Annotated in this window: 16 protein-coding genes; 10 read left to right on the top strand and 6 right to left on the bottom strand. The window is 71.1% G+C overall.

Annotated elements, in window-relative coordinates; translation table 11 throughout:
• Nucleotides 1-76: 76 nt before the first annotated feature.
• The gene (locus WMF12_RS24745) at nt 77-1,882 is read right to left on the bottom strand and encodes a hypothetical protein (RefSeq protein ID WP_437849494.1); all 1,806 of its coding nucleotides are present in this window, start codon (nt 1,880-1,882) and stop codon (nt 77-79) included.
• Between the two features lie 382 nt (nt 1,883-2,264).
• On the opposite strand from WMF12_RS24745, the gene WMF12_RS24750 reads away from it, so the two are divergent.
• Both WMF12_RS24750 and WMF12_RS24755 read left to right on the top strand, forming a co-directional pair.
• Nucleotides 2,265-3,959, top strand: a complete 1,695-nt coding sequence (locus tag WMF12_RS24750; protein ID WP_437849496.1) for a carboxylesterase/lipase family protein — start codon at nt 2,265-2,267, stop codon at nt 3,957-3,959.
• A gap of 153 nt (nt 3,960-4,112) precedes the next feature.
• On the top strand, nt 4,113-4,748 hold the full coding sequence (locus tag WMF12_RS24755) for an NUDIX hydrolase (protein WP_437849498.1): 636 nt from the start codon (nt 4,113-4,115) through the stop codon (nt 4,746-4,748).
• A gap of 66 nt (nt 4,749-4,814) precedes the next feature.
• Here WMF12_RS24755 and WMF12_RS24760 read toward each other — a convergent pair whose 3' ends face one another.
• Nucleotides 4,815-6,887, bottom strand: coding sequence for a TonB-dependent receptor plug domain-containing protein (locus WMF12_RS24760; protein ID WP_437849500.1), 2,073 nt, complete (start codon nt 6,885-6,887; stop codon nt 4,815-4,817).
• Between the two features lie 518 nt (nt 6,888-7,405).
• On the opposite strand from WMF12_RS24760, the gene WMF12_RS24765 reads away from it, so the two are divergent.
• Complete coding sequence (locus WMF12_RS24765; protein WP_437849502.1) at nt 7,406-7,882, top strand: MarR family winged helix-turn-helix transcriptional regulator; 477 nt, start codon at nt 7,406-7,408, stop codon at nt 7,880-7,882.
• Nucleotides 7,883-7,898: 16 nt separating this feature from the next.
• Nucleotides 7,899-8,597 (top strand): hypothetical protein, encoded by a 699-nt coding sequence (locus WMF12_RS24770; RefSeq protein ID WP_437849504.1) that lies wholly within the window; start codon nt 7,899-7,901, stop codon nt 8,595-8,597.
• A 21-nt stretch (nt 8,598-8,618) separates the two neighbouring features.
• On the opposite strand, the gene WMF12_RS24775 is transcribed toward WMF12_RS24770, so the two are convergent.
• On the bottom strand, nt 8,619-9,212 hold the full coding sequence (locus WMF12_RS24775) for a TetR/AcrR family transcriptional regulator (RefSeq protein WP_437849506.1): 594 nt from the start codon (nt 9,210-9,212) through the stop codon (nt 8,619-8,621).
• 5 nt (nt 9,213-9,217) lie between these two features.
• Entirely contained in the window at nt 9,218-9,805 is a 588-nt protein-coding gene (locus WMF12_RS24780) for a DUF3995 domain-containing protein (RefSeq protein ID WP_437849508.1), read from the bottom strand.
• A 584-nt stretch (nt 9,806-10,389) separates the two neighbouring features.
• Here WMF12_RS24780 and WMF12_RS24785 point away from each other — a divergent pair.
• From WMF12_RS24785 to WMF12_RS24810, 6 genes are all read left to right on the top strand, one after another.
• Entirely contained in the window at nt 10,390-11,445 is a 1,056-nt protein-coding gene (locus tag WMF12_RS24785) for a hypothetical protein (protein WP_437849510.1), read from the top strand.
• Nucleotides 11,446-11,565: 120 nt separating this feature from the next.
• Nucleotides 11,566-12,567: a hypothetical protein gene (locus WMF12_RS24790; protein ID WP_437849512.1), complete on the top strand. Its 1,002-nt coding sequence runs from the start codon at nt 11,566-11,568 to the stop codon at nt 12,565-12,567.
• 317 nt (nt 12,568-12,884) lie between these two features.
• The gene (locus WMF12_RS24795; protein WP_437849513.1) at nt 12,885-13,493 is read left to right on the top strand and encodes a hypothetical protein; all 609 of its coding nucleotides are present in this window, start codon (nt 12,885-12,887) and stop codon (nt 13,491-13,493) included.
• Nucleotides 13,494-13,681: 188 nt separating this feature from the next.
• Nucleotides 13,682-15,040: an AAA family ATPase gene (locus tag WMF12_RS24800; protein ID WP_437849515.1), complete on the top strand. Its 1,359-nt coding sequence runs from the start codon at nt 13,682-13,684 to the stop codon at nt 15,038-15,040.
• Complete coding sequence (locus tag WMF12_RS24805; RefSeq protein WP_437849517.1) at nt 15,037-16,272, top strand: vWA domain-containing protein; 1,236 nt, start codon at nt 15,037-15,039, stop codon at nt 16,270-16,272. Before WMF12_RS24800 ends, WMF12_RS24805 begins: the two co-directional genes overlap by 4 nt.
• A 7-nt stretch (nt 16,273-16,279) precedes the next feature.
• Nucleotides 16,280-17,272: a DUF6602 domain-containing protein gene (locus WMF12_RS24810; RefSeq protein ID WP_437849519.1), complete on the top strand. Its 993-nt coding sequence runs from the start codon at nt 16,280-16,282 to the stop codon at nt 17,270-17,272.
• Between the two features lie 156 nt (nt 17,273-17,428).
• Here WMF12_RS24810 and WMF12_RS24815 read toward each other — a convergent pair whose 3' ends face one another.
• Together WMF12_RS24815 and WMF12_RS24820 are read right to left on the bottom strand one after the other, a co-directional pair.
• Entirely contained in the window at nt 17,429-20,209 is a 2,781-nt protein-coding gene (locus WMF12_RS24815) for a hypothetical protein (protein WP_437849521.1), read from the bottom strand.
• 424 nt (nt 20,210-20,633) lie between these two features.
• Complete coding sequence (locus WMF12_RS24820; protein ID WP_437849523.1) at nt 20,634-22,175, bottom strand: NCS1 family nucleobase:cation symporter-1; 1,542 nt, start codon at nt 22,173-22,175, stop codon at nt 20,634-20,636.
• Between the last annotated feature and the right edge of the window lie 64 nt (nt 22,176-22,239).

Raw genomic sequence — 22,239 nt, forward strand, 5'->3', positions numbered from 1 at the left:
CGAAGTGAAGCGCCTCGTCGCGCGCGTCGCCACGCGCCGCCGTCAGACGAGCTGACGGCGGCGCGCCGCGCGGCGCTCACTCGGCGACGATCGCGACGGAGGCCGGCAGCGCCCCGACCACGGCCGTGACCACGCCGTCCTCGTACGAGAAGGGCACCACGCGATCTTCCTCGAAGTCGATCGACGCGACAGTGACCTGCGTCGGGCTCGCGTCCACGGGGAAGCTCGCCGTCACTCCCGCCTGCTCCACCACACCTGCGCTGTACTCGTGGTTGATCACGTGGAGCACCGTGCGGCCGTCCGCGAGGCGCACGAGGTTGTGGCTCATCTTCTTCTCGCCCGCGCACGCCTCGGGCTGCTCGGCGGACGCGCACTCCTCGAAGGAGAGGGTCACGGGCCCTGGGACGTCGGTCGCTCCATGGACCAGGTCCTCGTGGGACTTGTAGAAGTCGCGGAAGCGCGCGAAGAACTCCATCATCTCGAGCGCGGTCGCCGTGCTCTCGTCCGTTGTCGTGTGCAGCGGCAGGGCGAAGTACAGGCCGTTCGCGTAGACCTCCGCGGCGAAGACGCGGAAATAGTCCTTCCGCTCCTCCAGCGGGAGCCCGTAGTAGCGGTTCATCATGTCGTTCGGCCAGTCCAGGAACAGCATCAGCGGGACTTCCTTGCCGCCGACGAGCTCTTGAACGCGCTTCGAGCGCGCCTTGAGCCCCCGCAGGGCTGTCTGGAACGACACGGTCCCGTCGAGGTGTCCCTCCACGACAGGCACCCAGTTCATGCCGCGCGGGCCGTCGCCGTCGATGTTCCAGTCGTACAGGCCCACGCTCTGCATGTCGACGAACGGCACGATGCCGTTCGACGAGATGAAGATCTCGCGGCCGTGCTGCTCGCGCGCGTAGCGGCGGAGCTCGAGCACCACCTCCTGCCAGTAGACGAGCGCCGGATAGACCTCGACGAAGGTCCCGAGCTGCGGGTCTGGACGGTTTCCCACGGTCCGGCCCCACTCCTCGACGAGCAGCTCGTTCCCGCTGTCGAAGGGCTTCGCCGTGGCGTTCACGCGCTGGAGGTAACCGCGGAAATCGAAGCCTCTCCCGGCGGTCTCGGGTGCCCCACCGCAATCGAGCCCGTCCTCGGGGAGGAGATCGAACCCCTGCTGCCAGCCGTCCGGACGGCCGCCGTGCCTGCGGCAGAGGTAGTTGCCGAAGTCCGCGACATGGTGGTCGTCGAATCCCTCGTTGCCGTCGTACTCCGCGCCCCCGTAGCCTCCGTTGATCTCGTCGAAGTTCAGCCCGTCTACGCCGAGGTCGATCTGGAGCTTGCCGATCTCGACGAGCCGCGCGCGGTAGCTCGGGGACGCCATGCTCGACCGGTGCGCGCCTGGCACGATCTGGTCGTGGGCGACGAGCTCGCCCGCGGCGTTGCGCGTGGTCTGCTCCAGAAACTGCTCCTCGCTGTCGACCTCGTCCTCGAAGACGATGGATGCGGTGCTGCCCGCGACGAAGCGGATGCCGCGCTCGCGGCAGCTCGCCAGGTACTCGGCGTCATAGTCGTCGGCCTGGATTCCGGTGTCGCGCCAGCGCTGCCACGCTCTCGGCACCATGTCCGGGGCGAGCTCCAGCACCTGCGGATCCGCCTCGTTCACCTCCACCTGGCTGAACGCGAACACCGTCAGCTCGGACGTGTCGAACGTGCCGAACACCTCCGGGTGGATATCGGGCATGACTGGCGTGATGTCGCCTCCACCCCCCTCTCCCCCCGCGCCGGTCGCCGTGGTTGCGCCCTCGCCGCCCGCGCTCCCGCTGGACGCGGCCGTGCCGCCGGTCCCCCCGGTCCCCCCGGGGTCCGGATCCGAGCTGCACGCGCTCCCGGCCAGGGCGCCGGCCATGACCATGCACGCCAGCAGCCCGGACCAGCCTGATCTCCCGATGCGGGCCGCGCGGCCCTGGTACCCATGTGCCGAAGCCCCTCGACGCCCAGCGCCGCCCGCGATCCCGTCTTTTCGATGAGTTGCCATGGGCACAGAAGGAGTTCGTGCCCTTTGCCATGTCAAGGTTGCCCTGCCCCACGGCACGAAGCCGTCACCGTGGGAGCTTCTCAGACAACGACGTCAAATTCCAGCACCACCGCTCGCCCTTCATGGTTGAATTCGGCGTGCACAGAACGTCGCTCCGCCGACTGGCGGCCTTCATCGCCACCCACGTCCTCGGCGCCGCGCTCTCCTCTTCCCACGGTCCTGCATTCACGATTTGCTCTTGACGGAGACGATCATGCCCATTCGACCTTCATTGTCGCACACCATTCTTCTTGGCTTGCTCGCTGCCGCCTGCAGCTCGAGCGAGCCGGCTCTGGAGGGCTCCGGCGGCGCGGGCGACGCCGGTGGCTCGGGCGGCGCCGGTGGCTCGGGCGGCGCCGGTGGCTCGGGCGGCGCCGGTGGCTCCGGCGGCGCCGAGGCGACTGCGCCGCTCGTCGAGACGGAGGCGGGTCCGGTGGAGGGCGCGCTCGTCGGCGCGACGCGCACCTTCCTGGGCATCCCGTACGCCGCGCCGCCGGTCGGGGAGCTGCGCTGGAGATCGCCCGCGCCGCACGAGCCGTGGACCGAGCCGCGGGCTGCCGTCGAGGTGGGCATCCCCTGCTCGCAGCTGAACCTGCTCACCCCGGGCTTCAATGAGAGCTCGGGAGAGGACTGCCTCACCCTGAACGTCTGGACGCCCGAGCGCCCGGCGTCCTCGTCCGTACCCGTCCTCGTCTGGATTCATGGCGGCGGCTTCGAGCTCGGCAGCGGCGGGGAGGCCGATTACGACGGCCGGGCGCTCTCCGAGGCGACCGGATCGGTGGTGGTCACCTTCAACTACCGCCTTGGCCCGCTCGGGTTCCTCGCCCTCCCGGAGCTCAAGTCGGAGGATCCCGATCACCCCTCGACGGGCGCGTACGGCCTGGAGGACCAGCGCGCCGCGCTCGAATGGGTCAAGGCCAACATCGCCGCGTTCGGCGGGGATCCTGGCAGGGTCACCCTGTTCGGCGAGTCCGCGGGCGGCATCAGCGTCTGCATGCACCTGGTGTCGCCCAGGAGCAAAGGCCTGTTCCATACCGCCATCATCGAGAGCGGACCGTGCGACTCCGCCGCGGACGAGGCGACGGCCAGCGCGCAGGGGCAAGAGTTCGTCGAGGCGCTGGGCTGCACCGACGCGCCTTCCGTCCTCGAGTGCCTTCGCGGCAAGTCGGCCCAGGACATCATGAGCGCGCTGCCGCGGGGCGCGGCCTTCCTCGAGGGCGCCGGCCCGACCTGGTTCCCGGTCGTCGACGGATGGAACCTCCCCGACACGCCGGGCAAGCTCCTCGAGGCCGGGAGTTTCGAGAAGGTGCCGACGATCCTCGGCAGCAACGCGGATGAGGGCACGCTCTTCGTCACGCTCTGGGGGGAGTCCGCGGCGGTCGCCGACGACGCCGCGTTCGAGGCGTTCGCCGAGACGCTCGCCCCAGGCCACGGCGAGGAGGTGGTGGCGCTCTACCCGAGCGAGACCTACGGCTCGGCGCAGGCGGCGGCGATCGCGGCGCTGGGTGATTCGATGTTCGTGTGCCCGACGCGGCGGGCGGCGCGCGCGATCGCGGGCGGCGGCGCAGCGACGTATCTCTATCATTTCACCTATGCGCCCGAGAGCTCGCTGCTCGGCGATCTCGGCTCCTTCCATTTTGCCGAGATCAAGTTCGTGTTCGGCAATCCGACGCTGGTGTTGCCGGAACCGCTGACCGACGGTGAGCTCGAGATGTCGCAGCAAATCATGGGGTACTGGTCGCGCCACGCGGCGAGCGGGGACCCCAACGGCGAGGGCGCCGTCGCGTGGCCGAGGTATGAAGCGGAGGGGGACGAGAGCCTCACCCTCGATCGCGACATCGCGCCGCAGGCCGGCCTGAAGGGAGAGCTCTGCGACGCGTGGGACACCTTCGCCACGGCGGCTCCCTGACGGTGCTCGCACGGAGGGCCGCGGCGCGTCACGCCATGGCCGAGGCCCGGCGAGCGGCCTGCGCGCCTCGCATCCGGGCCCGCCGCGAGCGCGATCCCCGAGCGCCGCCGCCGCGCGCTAAATAGCGATAGATATTATGCTATCCTGACCACGGTGCTCTCCTCCTACGACCTCGCCGCCATCATGGCCCGCCTCGACGCGCGCGAGGCCGCGCTCGACCTGCTCACGCAGGAGCGCCAGGCCGCGGTCGCCGCGATCTTGCGGGCGCCGGCGGGGCCTCTGGGCACGGCGCTCGGTCCTCTTGCGGGGGGCCGGGAGCCCGGGGAGGCCGAGCTCCTCCTGATCCGCCGGGCCGATCACCCGGCCGATCCCTGGTCGGGGCACATGGCGCTCCCGGGCGGGCGGCGCGAGCCGGCGGACGAGAGCCTGCTCGCCACCGCGATCCGCGAGACGCGTGAGGAGGTGGGGATCGACCTCGGGGCGCACGGGACCCTGCTCGCGCGCCTGCCCGAGGTCCCCGCGGTCGCGCGCGGGCGGCGCGCCGGGATGATCGTCGCCCCGTTCGTCTTCGCGCTGCGCTCCACGCCGGAGCTCACCCTGAGCGACGAGGTGGCCGAGGCGCTCTGGACGCCGCTCGGGCCGCTCGCGCGCGGCGAGCGCACCTCGCGTTATGCGTACACGCACGAGGGAAACGTCCTCCAGCTCCCGTGCCTGCTCGTGGACGAGCGGGTCGTCTGGGGGCTGACGTACCTCATGCTGAAGCAGCTCTTCGAGGTGCTTCACCGGTAGCTCCCGCAGCCGCCGGATCAGCCAGTCTGCCGCGGCGTCGCTGACCGCGTTCCCCTCAGATTCCCCTCAGAAACCGCCCTCGATCGCGAGCCCCGGCATCGTGATAGGCCCGATCTTCCGCGGCGTGCACCCGCTGTCATCGCAGCTCACGTCGAACACCTCCTTCGCCAGCGTCGCGTTCTGCACGTCGAGCACGAGCCCGAGGTACCTCCGCGCGCCCAGCGCCCAGCGCTTCGACAGGCGCATGTCGAGCCGGTAGAACGGCGCGATGCGGTCCGGGTGCTCGCGCGGGGGGCGGCCCGGGGCGGCCTCGTCGGCGGGAAAGCCGGTGTAGAAGACGTGGCGGATCCCGCCGCGCCAGCCCGCGCCGAGGTCGTAGAGCAGCGCGACGTGCGCCACGTGCGTCCGGTCGTAGGCGGAGGGGATCGTCGACCTGCCCCGCGTGCGCGTGGAGCGCGACAGCGTGTACGACGCCAGGAAGAACATGTCGCGGCGGAGCGCCCCGCGCGCCCCGAGCTCGAGACCGTACGTGTCGCCGAGGCTCCGCGTGAGGAAGCGCTCCGTGCTGAGGGTCGTGCCGCGGCCCGTCCCGATCGGATCGCTCAGGCCGAAGGTCGCCTGTCGAAACACCGTGGCGCTGAAGTTGACCGGGCCCGCGTCGACCTCGACGCCGAAGCTCGACTGCAGGCTGCGCTGCAGCCCCCCCGGGATGCCGCCGATCTGCAGCGCCGGCAGCGGGGCGAGGCCGGGCAGCTGCGAGGCGAGGCCGAACGCCGGGATGAGCCGCACGTGGTCGCCGACGCCGAAGCGGCCGACGATCCTCGGGTCGACGGCGAGCGCGCTCTTGCCGAGCGAGGTGTAGTGGTCCACGCGCACGCCGGGCGTGAGCGTCGACCGCTCGTCGAGCACGAGCAGCGCGTCGGCCCACGCGCCCAGCGCGAGGTCGAGCCGGCTGCGGAAGAGCTCGGGGAAGCTCTCGTCGAGCTGGGCCGTCCCCTCGGCGGGCGTGTCCTCCTCGGTGGACGCGCCGCCTCCGGGCTCGCCGTCCGACGCGCTGGGGCGCGGCGTCACCACGTAGCGGTCGACCGCGGCGTCGACGCCCACCCGCACGAGCGCGCGCCCCGCGAGGATGGGCCGGGCGAGGCTCATCCTCGCGTTGAGCTTCCAGGCCTCGGCGCTCTCCACGCCGACCCCGCGCGACCGGTCGAGCCCGAGGGTGAGCGCCGACCTGACGCGCGCGCCCGAGGCGGCGTCGTCGCGGTCGTAGCGCATGTCCAGGCGGTGGAAGTCGCTGTCGAGGAGGACGTCGGTCGCCTCGGCGCCGTCCTCCTCGCCGATGCTGGCGAGGTAGTCGTACGCGCCGAAGGCGAAGACGGTGAAGCGCTCCTCCGGCCCGAGCCGATGCGTCATCCGGCCCTGGTAGTCGGCGTAGCCCACATCGACGCTCGGGACGAGCGCCGAGGTGAGCGCCGCGCCGGCGGCGTAGCGCCCTCCCACGAGGACGTGGGTGTCGCTGTCCATCGGCCCCTCCACGACGCCGCCGAGGTCGACGAACCGGAGGCTCCCCTCCCCGCGCCAGACGTCGGACGGCGGCGCGCTCTCGGCCTCGATCGCCGCGCCCGCGAGCCGCCCGATGTCCGAGGGATAGGGGCCGAGGTGCATCTCGACGCGCTGGACCATCGCGGCCGGGATGACGCTGGGGCCGGCGCCCACGTGAAAGAGGAGCGGGACCTGGATGCCGTTGAAGAAGTAGCCGATGTTCCCCGGCGGCGCGCCGCGGATGTAGTAGTACGGCATGCCGCTCGCGATGGAGGTCACGCCGGGCTGGATCTCGATGGCACGGTAGGGGTCGCCGAGCGCGCCGGGCAGCTCGCGGACGTCGCGCCGCGTGAGCGAGACGGAGCCTGGCGGAGCCCGGTTGCCCTCGACGGTGACCTCGATCCCGGCGGGCGCGACGGCCTGTCCGTCGGTGACCACGGGAGCCGGCGGCTCGGCCGGGGCCGCGCCGGGCGCCTGCGCCGCCTCGGTTCCTGCCGGCTCACCGGCCGGGCGGCCTGCAGGCTGAGGGCGCGCCTCGCCCGCATGCAAGGTGGCGGCGGCCGCGAGCGCGAGAGAGAAGAGTGCGCCTGGGGATCTCACGCGGATGTCGTCAATGCGCCGCCGGGCAGCCGGGAGAACCTCCCCCGTGGCGCCCCGGAGTTAGCAAATCCATCGGCTCGGCGGAAGCCAGGGAGTCCAATCCACGCTCGGCCACCGACGCGCCCTGGACGCGCATCCCCGCGCTCGCAGGGCACCCGTCAGCCACATCGATGGGCGGCGCGTCCCCTCGCGTCCCCTCGCCCGATCCGGCGAGACAAAAAACAGAGCGCCCATTCGACGGCGGGGGGGGAAGCCGTCACGGGCGCTCTGACGTCCGTACTTAGCAGGACACGGGCCAAGGCTATCCCCTTCTCTGTTCCTGGGGTTACCCTTAAGGACACCCCCGACACCTTTCAATTCTGAGATCCCAGACTTCAAACCTGGCATGGGATCCGCGCCTTGGACATCCCGCCGGGCCTCCCTACCGCGCCCGAGCTCCTTGAGATGCAAGCCAGGCCGAGGACGTCGGCACAGCGCTTATTTTGACAAGTAGCTGTCAATATGACATGTTATTGCCAATGACGAGGCTCACCGCGGAGGCGACCGCGCTCAGCGAGCTGGTGATCGAGGTGTTCCGCTTGAATGGTCTGGCGCTCGAGGCCGGGGACGCCCTGGCCAGGCCGGCGGGGCTCACGAGCGCGCGCTGGCAGGTGCTCGGCGTCGTGGACCACGGCCCGGCGCCGGTCTCGAACGTCGCTCGGACGATGGGGCTGACCCGCCAGGGCGTGCAGCAGATAGCCGACGCCCTCGAGCGCGAGGGGTTCGTCGAGTATGTGGAGAACCCTCACCACCGCACGGCCAAGCTCATCGCGATGACGGCGGCAGGGCGCGAGGCCCTGCGGCAGGTAGAGGCGCGCCACGCCGCGTGGGCAGATCGGATCGGCAAGCGGCTCGATCTGTCGAGCCTGCACGCGACCCTCGATGCGCTGCGACAGGCCCGACGTGTGCTCGAAGAGGACGCGGCGTCGCCTGCGCGACCCGCTCGAAAGGCGTGATCCCATGAGCGGAGCGATGACGATTCCCGTGCTCCCGTGCGTGTCGCTGCCCGAGACCCTGGCGTTCTACGGCGCCCTGGGCTTCGAGGTCACCCACCAGCAGACAGCGCCGAACGTGTATGCGGCGACGCGCCGCGGGGAGGTCCACCTGCACTTCATGGGCCTCAAGGGGCTGGATCCCAGGCAGGCGTACAGCACGTGCCTGGTGATCGTCCCCGAGGTCGAGCGGCTCCACGAGACGTTCGCGGAGGGGCTGCGGCGGGCGTACGGCAAGCTGCCGATCTCCGGCCTGCCCAGGATCTCGCGCATGAAGAAGGGGCAGAGCCGCTTCACGGTGGTCGACGTCGCGGGCAACTCGGTGATCTTCATCCGGCGGGACGCGCCGGACGACGACGAGGGGGCCGCCGGGTCGCGCTCCGACTCGAGGCTGGGCAAGGCCCTGCGCGCGGCGGCGCGGCTGCGCGACTTCAAGAACGACGACGCCGCGGCCGCCAAGGTCCTCGACGTGGCGCTCGCCCGGAAGGAGCCGGACGACCCGCTCGAGCGCGCCCGCGCCCTCGCCGCCCGGCTAGAGCTCGCTGTCGCCCTGGGCGAACAGGCGCGCGCCCGCGCCCTGCGCGACGAGATCGGCGAGGCGCCGCTCTCCGACGAGGCGCGCGCCCTGCTCCGGCCTCAGCTCGACGCGGTGGACGCGTTCGAGCGGTCGCAGCGATAGGCGCGCCCGCGCCGCCAGGCCTCAGGTCGCTCGCCGCCTCCGTGTCGCGCCCGGCGGACGCGCGACACGCTCGTCCTTGGCCAAAAGCTCGAGCGCGCGATCGAGCGCGAGCCCGAGCGAGCGCGCGCCCTCGACCGAGAGGTCGGAGAAGAGCATCTGCGCGCCGACGAAGGCCGCGTACTCCAGCCGCGCGAGCAGCAAGGCGGCGCCGCGCGCGCGCCCCTCGGAGGCGTACAGGGACGCGAGGTACTCGACGCGGCGCGCGTCGACCCGCCGGAGCACGGCCGCGGCGCGCTCGTCTCGGAGCGCCCACGCCCGCACGGCGAGCTCGAGGCGGCCGTCGAGCGAGCGCACGACCGCGGAGAGCCGCTGCCGTTTCTGCTCAGGGCTCCCGCCCGCCTCGGCGTGGTGGATCGGCGCCGACGTCTGCCGCTCCTCCCAGCGAGCGAGGAGCGCCGCGAGGAACGCCGCGATGTCCTCGAAGTGGTGATAGAACGAGCCCTTCGTTCGCCCGAGCCTCGCGCAGAGCCCGTCGATCGTCAGCGCGCCCTCGCCGCCGTCGCGGAGCGCGTCGAGCCCCTGGTCGAGCCAGTCGTTCCTCGAGGTGCGCGCCATGCGGGTCAGTCGAGCGTGGCGCCCGCGACAGCGGCGGCGAGGGTGAGCGAGAGCGGCGAGTACACGAGGCGGTTCAGCCGGTGATACGGCAGCGCGCGCGTGCCGGGCCGCAGGCGAGCCTCGAGGTAACCGCCGACGCCCCGCGCCCCGAGCACCAGCGCGACGGCCCACGCGCCGAGCCGGAGCAGCGTCGGCGAACCGCCGCCGCCGTACCGCTGGGCCAGCACCAGCGCGGCAGACGACGCGAGGAGACACGCCACGACGAGACATGCGCCGAGGGAAGGAAAGGGACTCCCCTTGGGCAAGCCGACCACCATCTCCACCTTCTCGTGCCGGGCATCCCCGGGCCACGCGCCTCCCAGGCCCCAGTAGACGTGGATCGCCGCGAGCACCCCGAGGGCGCCGCCCGACGCCAGGGCAAGCACGTCCCGCCGTGGGACCCCCACGCCCAGCGCCCCGGCCGCGCACAGGATCGCGAGCAGGCCAAGCAGCTTCCATGGCGACACGCCGCGCGGCGCTCCGAGCCGGGACACGCCGGCGACCAGCACGATGAGCGGGGCGACGACCGCCGCGCTCGAGAGACGTGGATCCATCGTGGCCTCACCTTCAAACCATACCATACGGTATGGTATGGCTCTGGACAAGCGTCTCTCCTCACTGAACGCACGGCGCAGGGAACGTCGCTGTGTCGCTCCGCCACGGACGCTCCGGAGCCGCGCGAGGCCCTCGGCTCCTCGGGTTGCTCTCGCCCGCCGCCGCGCACGCTGCCCCGCACCTGCCTGCGCGCGCCGCCCGCCACGCCCGGCGCAGCCGATTCCCGCCGGCAGCGCGGCAGCACCACCGTGCCTTCCACCCTCCGCGAGGAGATTCTCACGAAAAGCGCACGACCAACAAATGCTGAGATTTTCTCGGGGCCTATCGAAATACACTCGATATACACTCGAGTCATCGCGCCTTCATGGCAGATTCGGCTTCCTTGTCCTCGCCTGCCCAAGTATGAAATAGAAGTGCGAGCTCTCCTTGGCTCCGAAGTGACAAGGGCGCCGCGCGCCCCCGGTCGGGTCGCCTCGCCGGCGTGAAGGAGCGGGAAGAGAGAGGCTTGGGGCAGCGCCGAGCGATCGTCGCGGCGCCCCTGCCGAAGAGCCGAAACACGACACGCGAGAGAAGGACCATCACGATGAGGAGAAGGAAGGACCCGTTCGGCATCGCGCTCGCGCTCGCCGGCGCCGGCAGCTTCGCGGGCTGCTGGGAAGGCGGCGCTGTCCAGATCTATTCGTGCAACGAGCCGTGCTTCAGCCTGGATGCTCACGAGTGCAATGATCCGTGCCCCGTGTGCGACGGCGCGTGCGTGCCGCCGCCGTCCCTCGGGTTCGACGCTCCCATCCTGCTCTGGAGGGGCGACGCGACCGGCGGGACGTCCCCACCGGAGTGCCCGGTGGAGGCGCCGGATCTGTTGTTCGACGGTTACAGCGGATTCGGCGGCGAGCACAGGTGTCCGACGTGCGTTTGCACGAAGCCCTCCTGCGAGCTGCCTTCAGGCCTTCTGGGGAGCGCCTCGGCCACGTGCGACGGGACGGCGTCCACGTCGTTCGCCGCCCCCGAGGGGTGGAGCGGCGCGTGTACGGCGCCGGCCGCGGCGACCTCGGGCGAGCTCGGCGCGCTCCTCATCCCAGCGCCGACCGTGAGCGTCTGCGCCCCGACGCACGATCCGGGAGGAGCGCCGCCCGAGCTGGCCGCCCCCGCGAGCACCCGGGTGCGCGCGTGCACCGGCGCGGCCGATGAGAACAAGTGCAGAAATCCCTCGATGATGTGTGTCGCGGCCCCCAGGCAGCGGTCCGGGGGCTTCACGATGTGCATCCGCTATCGCCTCCAGCACACGCCGGAGTGCCCTGAGCCGTATCCCGATCTGCTGGCGGTCGCCGAGGGCTTCGACGACACGCGCAGCTGCACGCCTTGCGTGTGCGAGGAGCTCGAGGACGCCACGTGCACCGCGCTCGTCTCGGTCTACGAGGACGGCAGCTGTCGCGAGCTCCTCGGCGCAGAGACGGTGACGATGGCCGGGCCGAAGTGCGTCGCGGGGCCGGATCTGCGGCTCGACAGCATGGAGGCGCGATGGATCAGGGACGACCCAGGCAGGTGCGCCCCGACCGGAGGAGTCGCCATGGGCCAGGTGACACCGGAGAGCCTGGCCTACTATTGCTGCCAGTCAGACGAGGTCATCCCTATCTACTGATGACCCCGCCCGCCAAGGGCTGTTCGACCTGGACGCCCCATTGAGCGAGGGTGCGACTTCGTGTACCCGTGAGCGCGCTTCGCGGCTATAAGAGCGAATCACGCGAAAGGGAGAGCGGATATGCGAATCGCACGATGGTGCTTCTGGATCGCGCTCGCCGCGGCCGGTTGCAGCGCGTCCAACCGCGGCACGTCCGCGACGGAGACCGACCCGTCCTCGGGCGCCGGAGAGAGCGGCGAAGGGAGCGGCGAAGGGAGCGGCGCGGGCGGCCAGGACGACCCGTTTGGCTCCGGCACCGATATCGGCGGGAACAGCGGAGACGTCGGGAATGGGGGTAACGGGAGTGGGGCCCCTGACAACGGGTGCATCGAGCGAGCATCCCTCGTGTACGTGCTCTCACAGGACAACGAGCTCTACAGCTTCAGGCCCGATCGTAAGGAGTTCACGAAGATTGGTGTCCTGGGGTGCCGGACCGGCATGGATCCGAACTCGATGGCGATCGATCGCAACGCGGTGGCGTGGGTCAACTACGTGGAGCCCGACGACAGCGAGGGGACGTTGTTCAAGGTCAGCACCGAGGACGCGAGCTGCGAGCCCTCCGGGGCCACGCTCTCCGACGGGTGGTCCCGGCTCGGCATGGGCTTCTCGAGCGACCTCTCGCGCCCGGACACCGAGGAGCTGTTCGTGGCAGGCGCCACGGGCACGCCGGGCATCGGGCTGGGGAGGATCGACGGCGCGTCCGTGACGCCGGTCGGCGAGTTCAGCGGCTCGATGCGCGACATCTCGGCGGAGCTCACCGGCACCGGGGATGGACGCCTCTTCGGCTTCTTCACGACCACCCCGGTTCAGCTCGCCGAGATCGACAAGGAGACCGGCGAGATCATCGAGACCACGGACCTGCCGGGCATCGAGACCCCCAGCGCCTGGGCGTTCTCGTTCTGGGGTGGCGACTTCTATTTCTACACCGCCCCGAGCGAGCTCGGGTCCCCGTCGCGCACCACCAACGTGAGCCGCTATCGACCGTCGGACGGCTCGATCGACACGGACTACATGACGGACATCGGCTTCCGCATCGTCGGCGCAGGCGTGTCGACCTGCGCCCCCCTCGTTCTCCCCCGCTAGAGCGAGCGACGGTCGACCGCTTCGGATACGGGCCCACCTCGACGTTTTCGGTGCTCAGCGCACCGGAGTGCGCTTGCGCGCCGAAAACGCCGATCTGGGCCCGTCTCCTGTGCGGGCGACCGCCGCTCTGCATGGTGCAGAGGTGGGCGGAGTGGGAGGAGCCCTCGGGACGGACTCGCCAGGGGCGTCGCCGATGGCATCAGGAACGGATCCGTGAAGCGCGCTCCCGGCGTACAGGCGTCTACCGGTCCGGCATCACCGGCATCACGTTGCGCATGGCCGATCGGGCACACCCGATCGGGCAGCGAGGTGTTGTGATGCGGATGAACCTTCTCCCCGGGCGCGCTCACTGGCTACTCGCGCTCGCGCTGTCGCTCACCGCAGCGTGCGGGACGGCGCCGGGCGCCGAATCCCCGGCGCGCGAGGACATCTTCCGCGCCGCGGGGCCGAACGAGTTCATCCTGCTGACCGCCCGGGGCGAGCTCGTCAGCGCCGACTTCGAACCGGGGCGCGTCGTCGGCCCGGACGTGAACCTCGGCGTGTACGCCGCCGACAGAGGGCGCGACGGGCAGACAGTCCGGGGCGTGGCGTTCAACCGGACCGTGAACGTCACCGCGACGGGCCAGCGCGCGGCCGGCATCGTCGGCGCCATGCCGCTGGAGCTCTCGGTGACCCGGGCGGAGGCAGGGCTCCGCGCGCAGGGCCTCCTGGCTGGCGCCCTCTCCGACTACCGGCTGGACGAGCGGCAGCTCACGGGCACGATCGGGCGCTGCAGCTACGAGCTCACGCGGACGGGGCGCACCTACGAGGGATCGCGGCGCTGCGAAGGCCAGCCTCATCACGCGACCGTGCTCCTGCCCCGCGGGCTGTCGTCGTGGAGCGACGCCGCGCTCGCAGCCGCCCTCGGGCTGCTCCTTGGCGCCTGAGCGCGCCGCGGCCCGCCCCGTCGCGTGGGCGGTGGTGAATGACAGGTCGCGCAGCGGCTGCTAGAGCTCGGGGCGACCCGGCAAGAAAGACGAAGCGCGCCGGAAGCCCGTCGGGTACGGAAGGGCCGAGCCTCCTGGGCCCCGGCGGTCCTTTCTTCGCGCCCTCGCGCGGCACCCCCCTCTCCTCCGTGACGAAGCCCAGATCCGATGGCAACGCGCCGGGCAGGCCGACCCCGGCGACTTCACCGAACCTCCTCGAGGGACGCTCCGCGCCCATCCCGCTCGGGCCGCGCCTCGAATCCGTGCTCGAGCTCGCCTACCGCGCGCGCCGCGCGGTGCTGCTCGAGGGGCCCACGGGGATCGGCAAGAGCGAGCTCGTCCGGCAGCTCGCCGAGCGGCTCGGCATCGCCACCGTCGTGCTCGATCTGAGCCTCCTCGAGCCGCCCGACCTCGTGGGCCTGCCGGTCATCCGGGACGGCCGGACCACCTACGCGGCGCCGTCGGTGCTGCCCCAGGACGGCGCCGGCATCCTGATGCTGGAAGAGCTCAACCGGGCGGAGCGGTACATCCAGCAGCCGGCGCTCCAGCTGCTCAGCGCCCGGCGGCTGCACGAGTACGAGCTGCCCGCGGGCTGGGTGTGCTTCGCCGCCGTCAACCCCGAGTCGGCCGATTACCAGGTGACCCCCCTCGATCGCGCGCTCCGCGCGCGGTTCCTTCACCTGAACGTCCGCGCGGACCGCGCGTCCTGGCTCGCCTGGGCGCAGGTGAACGGGCTCCACCCGGGCGTGATCGCCCTCGCGCAGGGGCACGAGCGCGTCCTGGACGACGTGCCCCCGCGCACGTGGACCTATGCGTCGCACGTGCTGAGCGCGCTCCGCCCCGAGGAGCTCGCGGACGGCGTGCTCCTGCGCGACGCCCTGGGCGGGTACCTGCCCCCGAGCTGGGTCGAGCTCCTGCTCGCGTCGAAGGACACCTGGTCGACGCGGCTGCCGTTCGATCTGCGCGCGCTGCTCGCCGATTACGGGCCGAGCTCGCCGGCGGGCAAGGTGCTGCGCGCGGCGCGCGAGCGCGGGGAGACCGACCGGTTCGACGAGGTGACGACGCGGCTCGCGCCGCTGCTCGAGGGGCCGGAGGTCGGCGTGCTCGCGGCGCAGCGCAAGCTGTCGCTGGGGGCGTTCGAGGCGCTGCTCGCCGACCTGCCGGGCGACCACCGCGAGCGGCTCCAGGACGCGCTCGGCGGCAACGCGACGGCCACGCAGCTCATCGACGTCCGCCCCGAGGAGCTGCTCCAGAACTACGCGGGCAGCGCCGCCGAGCAGAAGGTGCTGGCGTGGCGCGCCGATCCGCTGCGGCAGCACCGCGTGGGGCTCGTCGTGACAGCGCTGTCGGCGCACCTCGCCCAGCAGGCGAAGCTCGTCGACGTGCGGCGGAGCAACGTCGCGCGCGTGTGCCTGGGCCAGCTGCTCGCGCAGCTGCCGGAGCGCTGGGCCCTCCGGCTCGCGGCGACGCTGAAGAAGCACGGCGTCACGCCGGTCCGGCCGCAATGAGCGAGACCGCGGGGCGCGGCGAGGTGCCCGAGGACGCGCTCGCCGCGTGGCTCGACGCCTTCGTGCGCGATCCCGGCTTCCTGGAGCGGTACCCCTGCTACGCGGCGATCCTCGCGCGGCTCGCGCCGGTCGCGGACCCCTCGGTCAAGCGCATGGCCGTCTCGCTGTTCGATGGCCGCTTCTTCCTCCACGTCAACGTGGAGTCGTTCATGAACGAGCCCGTGTTCCTGCGGGGCGTGCTCCTCCACGAGGTGCACCACGTCGCGCTCGGGCACCTGTGCCACCCCAAGTTCGCGGGCGCCGACGAGCCGGAGCTCATGGACCTCGCCCTGGAGATGTCGGCCAACGAGTACATCGAGGAGCCGCTGCCCGATCCGATCCGCTGGCAGCCCTACGCCCCGATCGGCCTGCGCGGCGGCCAGAGCACGCTCGAGCGCTACGAGCTGCTCGTGAGCGCGGCGCGGGAGGGCAAGCTCCCGCAGCGCGGCGGCGAGGCCGTCGACGATCACCGCGTGCTCCGGCGCCCCTCGCGGGAGCCGGGCGCGGTGGAGCAGACGCGGCAGCTCCTGCTGCGCGCCGCCGAGGAGGCCGACGCGCTCGCGAACGACGGCGATCCGGCGGACGTGCCCGGCCTGCTGCTCGCGGGCAAGACGCCGGGGCGGCTCATCGAGGAGCTGACCGACGCGCTGGGTCCGCCCGCGCACCCGCTCGACTGGAAGACAGCGCTCAGGATGTTCGTGGCGAGGGAGCGCGCGCCGGTGCACACGTACGCGCGGCCGAACCGGCGCTTCCCGGGCCGCGTCGGCGAGGTCCCGGGCAGGACGTACGCGCCCCGCGCGATCACGAAGCCGTCGGTGCTCGTCGCGATCGACACGTCGATGAGCATGCGGCGCGAGGAGCTCTCGGAGATCGCCCGGCAGCTGCAGGTGATGAGCGAGTCGGCGCGCATCACCGTTGTCGAGTGCGACGTGGAGATCGGTCGCGTGTACGCGTTCGACGGGCGGCTCGACGAGGTCGGCGGCCGCGGCGGGACCGATCTGCGGCCGGTGTTCGCCCCGGAGTTCCTGGCGGCGCGGAAGGTCTCCGGCGTGATCTATTTCACGGACGGCGCGGGGCCCACGCCCCCGGCGCCGCCGCCGCTGCCGGTGCTCTGGATCCTGACGAAGCCGCTCGATTTCACGTGCCCGTGGGGAGACCGGGCGTGGCTTGCGAGGAAGCCTCGGCGGGGGTGACGTGAAGATGGCAGGCAAGCGCGCGAAGACGACCACGCGGCCAGGGATCGCCGCGTCGAAGCGCGGCGGCGGGGCCGCGCCGGGCGGCCTCGCGGAGGCCCCGCCGCGCGGCGGGTTCTACGACGGCTGGTCCGAGGAGATCGTCGAGCACCTGGAAGACGAGTTCCGGAAGCTCCGCGCCCTCGCGACCCTCGAGCTCGGTCCCGAGCTGGAGATCGCGATGTGCCATGCGCTCCGGAAGTTCCTCCCCGAGCGCGCCGGCGTCTGCCGCGGCTGGGTGGTGGATGTCACGGGGGACAAGCAGGGCGAGGACATCATCATCTACGACGCCGCGCGCTTCCCGACGCTGCGCGGGCTGGGCGGCGACCTCGCGATCCGGGAGCGCGTGCCAGCCGAGGCCGTCCTGGCTTACATCGAGGTCAAGCACACGCTGTATGCGCAGGCGAAGGTGCCCGCGAAGAGCCAGGGGCAGTCCGTCGTGAAGGCGTGTCGCCAGGTAGCGGCGGTGAAGCGGCTGACGCGCGCCCCCGTGCCGCTGAAGATGATCGCGCCGAGGATCTCGCTGGAGGACGGGGCCATCCAGCGGGACAGGGGCTTTCCGGCGATCCGCAACCCCTGGTACGCGGCCATCTGGGCGCTGAACCTCCGCGTCGACAAGGCCCTGGAGGGAAACCCGGCGGAGGCGGTGAAGCGGCGCGTGGCCGCCGCCCGGCGGGCCGGCACCCGCGTCGAGCACCTGCCCGACGTGATCGCCGCGGGCCCGGTCCTGATGACGCCCGCGATCGCCGCCGCGGGGGCCCTGGAGCCGCGGCCGTTCACCACGCCCGACACGGAGCTCATCTTCACGAACGGGATGAAGGCCCTGGGAGCCGCCATGGAGCACCTCACCTGGGCGATCGACGACATCCTCCTCGGGGAGATCCCCTGGAGGCGCATGCTCGCCCATCAGCTCCAGCGAGCAGAGGATGAGGCAGGGAGCGTCCGACTCACCATCACCTGATCTGGCCGGCTCTCCGGCGTCGGGGCGGCGAGCGCCGGCTGGCGCGGGGCGGGCCCCCTGCCCTCCTCGACCCGCGGAGAGCGGCGAGCCGCGGTGAGCGGCGCGGTCATCGGGGGAAGATGACCGCGCGCGAGGCGGCGCGCCGCGGCCCCAGGCTCAGGGCACGCTCGCCGGATCGGCCGGATCGGTCAACGCGTCCGCCTCGTCGCCGTCGAGCGCCCCATCGCCGTCGCGGTCGAGCGCCATCCGCACCCCCGAGCCCGGCGGCGCGCAGGTGAAGGTCAGCGCCTTGCCCGACGCCGCGATCGCGCGCAGCGCCGCCGCGCTGATCGCCGCGCTCGCCGCCCTGTCCCGCAGGAATGTGCCAGCGCCCTGTTGATAGAGGAAGCCCGCCTCCTCCCCGTGCATGCGGACCTTCGCCACCAGATCGCACTCCCCCGCGTCGGCGCGCGCGCTCAGGAGATCCACCCTCAGCTCGGCGGCCGTGTCCCCCGTGCCGGCGAGCGTCGCTTGCTGGCCCACGATGGGCGCCAGGTTGCTGTCGAAGGCGTGCAGGAAGTCGGTCACCTGCCCGCGCAGCACGTCGCCCGCCGCGCCCGGCGGGAAGCCGGCGATCCCCGGCGCCTCGTTGAAGCCGTTCTGATCGTGGAAGCGGAAGATCGTATCCATCGTCCCGTCGTGGCCAAAGCCGAACCCGCGGATCTGATCGCCCTGGAACTCGAAATTTCGGTTGTTGTAGCGGGGGTTCTGCACCATGCCGAACATACCCACCTTCTGATAGACGTTGCGGAGCTGGGCGACCTTGAAGCTCTGGAAGATGAAATCGAACGTGTAGCGCCCGTCGGTCCCGAAGAAGCCGGGAAACGCGACCCCGTGCTCGGCGTTGGCCGTGGGATCGAGCACGTGGCACGAGGCGCACGCGCCGCCCTCGCTGGGCGGCAGGGTGAAGAAGGCCTTGCCCGCCGCCTGATCGGCCGTGAGCGAGTTGTCCAGCTGACGGATGGGGTTGGGCGGATACATCATCTGCATGGTGAAGTCGGTGAACGCCTGCATGTCCGCCGCGGGGATGGGCGCGTCCCGCCCGAGCAGGCCGACGAAGGCGACGCTGAACTTCTTGAACGCGGCCTCCTCGTCGAAGGTGCCGCTGTCCGGCTGCGCGCTCGGCGCGTCGTTCCCGCCGGTGCGGTCTCCGCGCCAGTGCATCGGCCCGTGGTTGGCCATCCCGCGCAGGCTCTGCGTCGTCATCGGCCCCTTGAGCGCGGCGAACTCGCGGGGCGCGCCGAAGATCGCCGGATCGAGCACGAACGGGCCTGGCATCGGCGTGTTCACCGCGTCGGGGTCGCCGAGGTCCCACGCGAGGCTGTCGAGATCGCCGAAGACATGGCAGCTCGCGCACGCCGAGTCGCCGTGGCTCGACGTGAACGACGCGTCGTAGAGGAAGCGGCGGCCGCGGACCACGCTCTCCGGCTCGGGGCTGTACATGGGCACGTGCGCGATCTCGGCCCTGGCGCCGACGTCGATGACCGAGATGGAGTTGTCGAAGCGCGTGAGGGCGTAGAGCTGCCCTCGCGCCTCGTCCAGCACCACGCCGGTCGGCCCGCCGCCGGAGACCGGGATCTGGCGCGCGAGCCTCGGCACGAAGGTGTCGGCCTCGAGCGCGGCGGTGTTGAAGACGCCGATCTTGTCCGAGCCGAGCGCGGCGACGTAGAGCTTCTTTCCGTTGCTGGAGACGGCCATGCCCGTGGGCAGCGCGAGGCTCTTGCGGTTCTCGGCGTTCGGGACCGGCGCGCAACACGCGCTGTAGTCGATGTGTTTGTTCAGGTGCCGCGGGGCGACGCCGCCCGTCGCGGGATCGATCACCGTGATGTTGTTGTGGTTGAAGCGGCCGCGCACGGTGTGGCCGGCGAAGACGCCGGGGCCCTCGAAGCGATTCTCGTTGAACGCCTCCGTGTTGGCCACGTAGACGCGCCCGCTCACCGGGTTGACGGCCATGTTGTAGAGGACCGTGCCGACTCCGCGGAACACGCCCCCGGGCCCCTCGACGGGCGCGGGCGGGTTGGCCAGGGCGTCGATGACGAAGACGTCCTTGTCGGGCAACGAGAGGTTCACCTTGTCGTCCCAGGATCGATTCAGCTCGTCCACCCAGTGCGTCCCGTCGAATTTGACGATGAGGGGCGCCGAGGGCTGCGCGACCCCGGCGGCGTTGGTGGTCGGCGGGGGCAGGCCGAGGCCCAGGTTGACCACGTTGGTCTCGATCACCGTGGTGCGGTTTCCGGAGTGGAAGGCCGCCGCATAGACGCGTGAGCCGTCGGGCGTGGCGGCGAGCGCGCGCGGCGTGTCGCTGAAGAGGGTGATGATGTTGAGTGGCGCGGGGCTCGGGCTCGCCGCCGAGAAGACCCAGACGTCGGCGCGGCCCACGCCCGGCGTGGTGAGCGCCGGATCCACAGGGCTGTTCTGGCCGCGGTGCGCCGTGGTGATGAAGGCGCGGCTCTTGTCGGCGCCGGCGAAGACGATGTCGCGAGGCTCGTCGCCGACGAGGAGGGTGCGCACGACGCGGGGCCTCGCTGGCCTCGAGACGTCGACCACGCTCACACTGTCGGAGAGGTGGTTGACGACCCAGACCTCGTCGTCGCTGCGGGCCGCCACAGCCACCGGCTCCAGCCCCACGGAGACGGAGCCGCGGTGCTCGAGCGTGCCGCTCCGGACCTTGAAGATCTCGAGCCGGTTGTCAGGCGTGTTGACGGCGAAGAGCATCGAGCCGTCGGGCGAGAGGGCGAGAGGGCGGACCTGGCCGCTCTCGAAGAGGGAGTAGGGCCGGGCGGGGGCGACCGTGATCGGGGCGCCCGCGACGGTCGGGGTTTCGTCGACAGGCGTGCCGTTATCAGCGCATGCGGCCAGGGCGAGAGCCGGGAGCGACCAGAGGACGATCTTGTTCATGGGCACCTCGAAGGCGGGAGAAGAGCGACATTTCATGATCCATCGAAAGGCGCCCACGGAGCAAGAGACAGACGAATGGAATCAACACACGTTGTTTGGCAAGACACTTTTAAAGCACGGAGTGCCTCGGCGGCGGGAGCGCTCCACAACACACCACAGGTCTCCCACGGTGGGGCCCCGACCCACAACAACGTTGTTGCCATCGGCGAGTCTCGTCGTTGATCACGAGATGAATGCCCGCATACAAAAAAAAAGAGCGACCCATCGGGGCGGCGCGCGCCGGCGAGGCGCCGGCGGCGCTCCCGAGGCAGAGGGCGTCTCGGGGGCGCGCGCCGCGGGGGAGATGCGGCGTTCGCGGCCGACGGCGCTGATGCCGAGTTGGATGGGCGGTGGGGTCGCGCGCCTCGGCGCGAGGCGATGAGGGTCAGGCCGCGGCGAGCTTGGCCGGGCGGCGAATCAGCGAGAGGGCGACGTAGACGACGAACGAGATGGCGAAGCCCGTGAACCAGGCGTAGTTGTAGAGATCCATCCATGCCTTGGAGACCGTCGCGACCTTGATGGTGCCGAGGAAGCCAGGCAAGTTGGGCAAGACGCCGAGGACGAGGGCGACGATCGCGACGGGGTTCCACCCGCCCGCGTACCAGTAGATCCCTTCCCGCTTGTAGAGCTGGGTGAGATCGAGGTTGGTCCTGCGAACGACGTAGTACTCCGCGATCAGGATCGCGCCGAGGGGCCCGAGCAGCGCGGAGTAGCCGACGAGCCAGGTGAAGATATACCCCGTCGGGTCGCTGACGAGCCGCCACGGCTGCATCAGGATCCCGATGATTCCGGTGATGAGGCCGCCGGTGCGGAAGGAGATCCGCGACGGCCAGAGGTTCGAGAAATCGTTGGCCGGGCTCACGACGTTCGCGGCGATGTTGGTCGCGAGGTTGGCGATGCAGAGGGCCGCGAGCGAGATGATCAAGACGACCGGGTTCTCGAAGCGGGTGATGACGACGACCGGATCCCAGAGCGTCTCGCCGTAGATGACGACCGTGGCGGAGGTGACGGCGACGCCGATGAACGAGAAGAACGCCATCGTGGGCGGCAGGCCGATCGCCTGCCCGATGACCTGATCGCGCTGCGAGTGCGCGTAGCGAGTGAAGTCCGGGATGTTGAGGGCCAGGGTGGCCCAGAAGCCGACCATCGCCGTGAGCGCCGGGAAGAAGAAGACCCAGAACTGGCCCTCCTTGGGCTGCCCCACCCCGAAGGACGAGGGCTTCTCGAGCATCGGGCCGAACCCGCCGGCGCGGCTATAGGCCCAGAGGAGCAGCGCCAGGCCGAGGCCGATCAGGAGAGGCGCCTTGATGTTCAGCAGGATCCGGATCGACTCGATGCCCATGCGAATGATCCAGATGTTGACGCCCCAGAAGAGCAGGAAGCAGACGAGCTGCGCGACGTTGATGCCCAGCGGCGTCGGCGGCATCTGCTCTATCGACGGGACGAAGACCGCCACGATCTTGTAGATGGCCCACCCGCCGAGCCACGTCCCGATCCCGAACCAGCCGCAGGCCACGAGGGCGCGCAGCACCGCCGGCACGTTCGCCCCTCGGATGCCGAAGGCGCTCCGGCAGTAGACGGGGAACGGGATGCCGTACTTCGTGCCCGCGTGCGCGTTGAGGATCATGGGCATGAGCACGATGACGTTGCCGAGGAGGATCGTGAGGACGGCCTGCCCCCAGCTCATCCCCTCGGCGATCAGGCCCGAGGCGAGCATGTACGTCGGGGTGCAGGCGCACATGGAGACCCACAGCGCAGCGATGTCCTTCATCCCCCATTTGCGCTGGTCCAGGCGCACGGGCGCGATATCTTCGTTGATGTAGCGCGAGTCGATGTCCCCTCCTATCTGCTGAAAGCCCTCGCTGGCTTTCGCGCCGTGAGCAGCCGAATGCACGTCGGGTTGAGCAGTCGTTTGCGTGTGCGCCATCGTCGATGAGGCTACACGATCGCACGTGAGACTGGATAGTGGACAGACGCACCTCGCCGGCGCA

This window comes from Sorangium sp. So ce363 (genome assembly GCF_051520435.1).
In the GTDB taxonomy this organism is placed as follows: Bacteria; Myxococcota_A; Polyangia; order Polyangiales; family Polyangiaceae; genus Sorangium; species Sorangium cellulosum_B.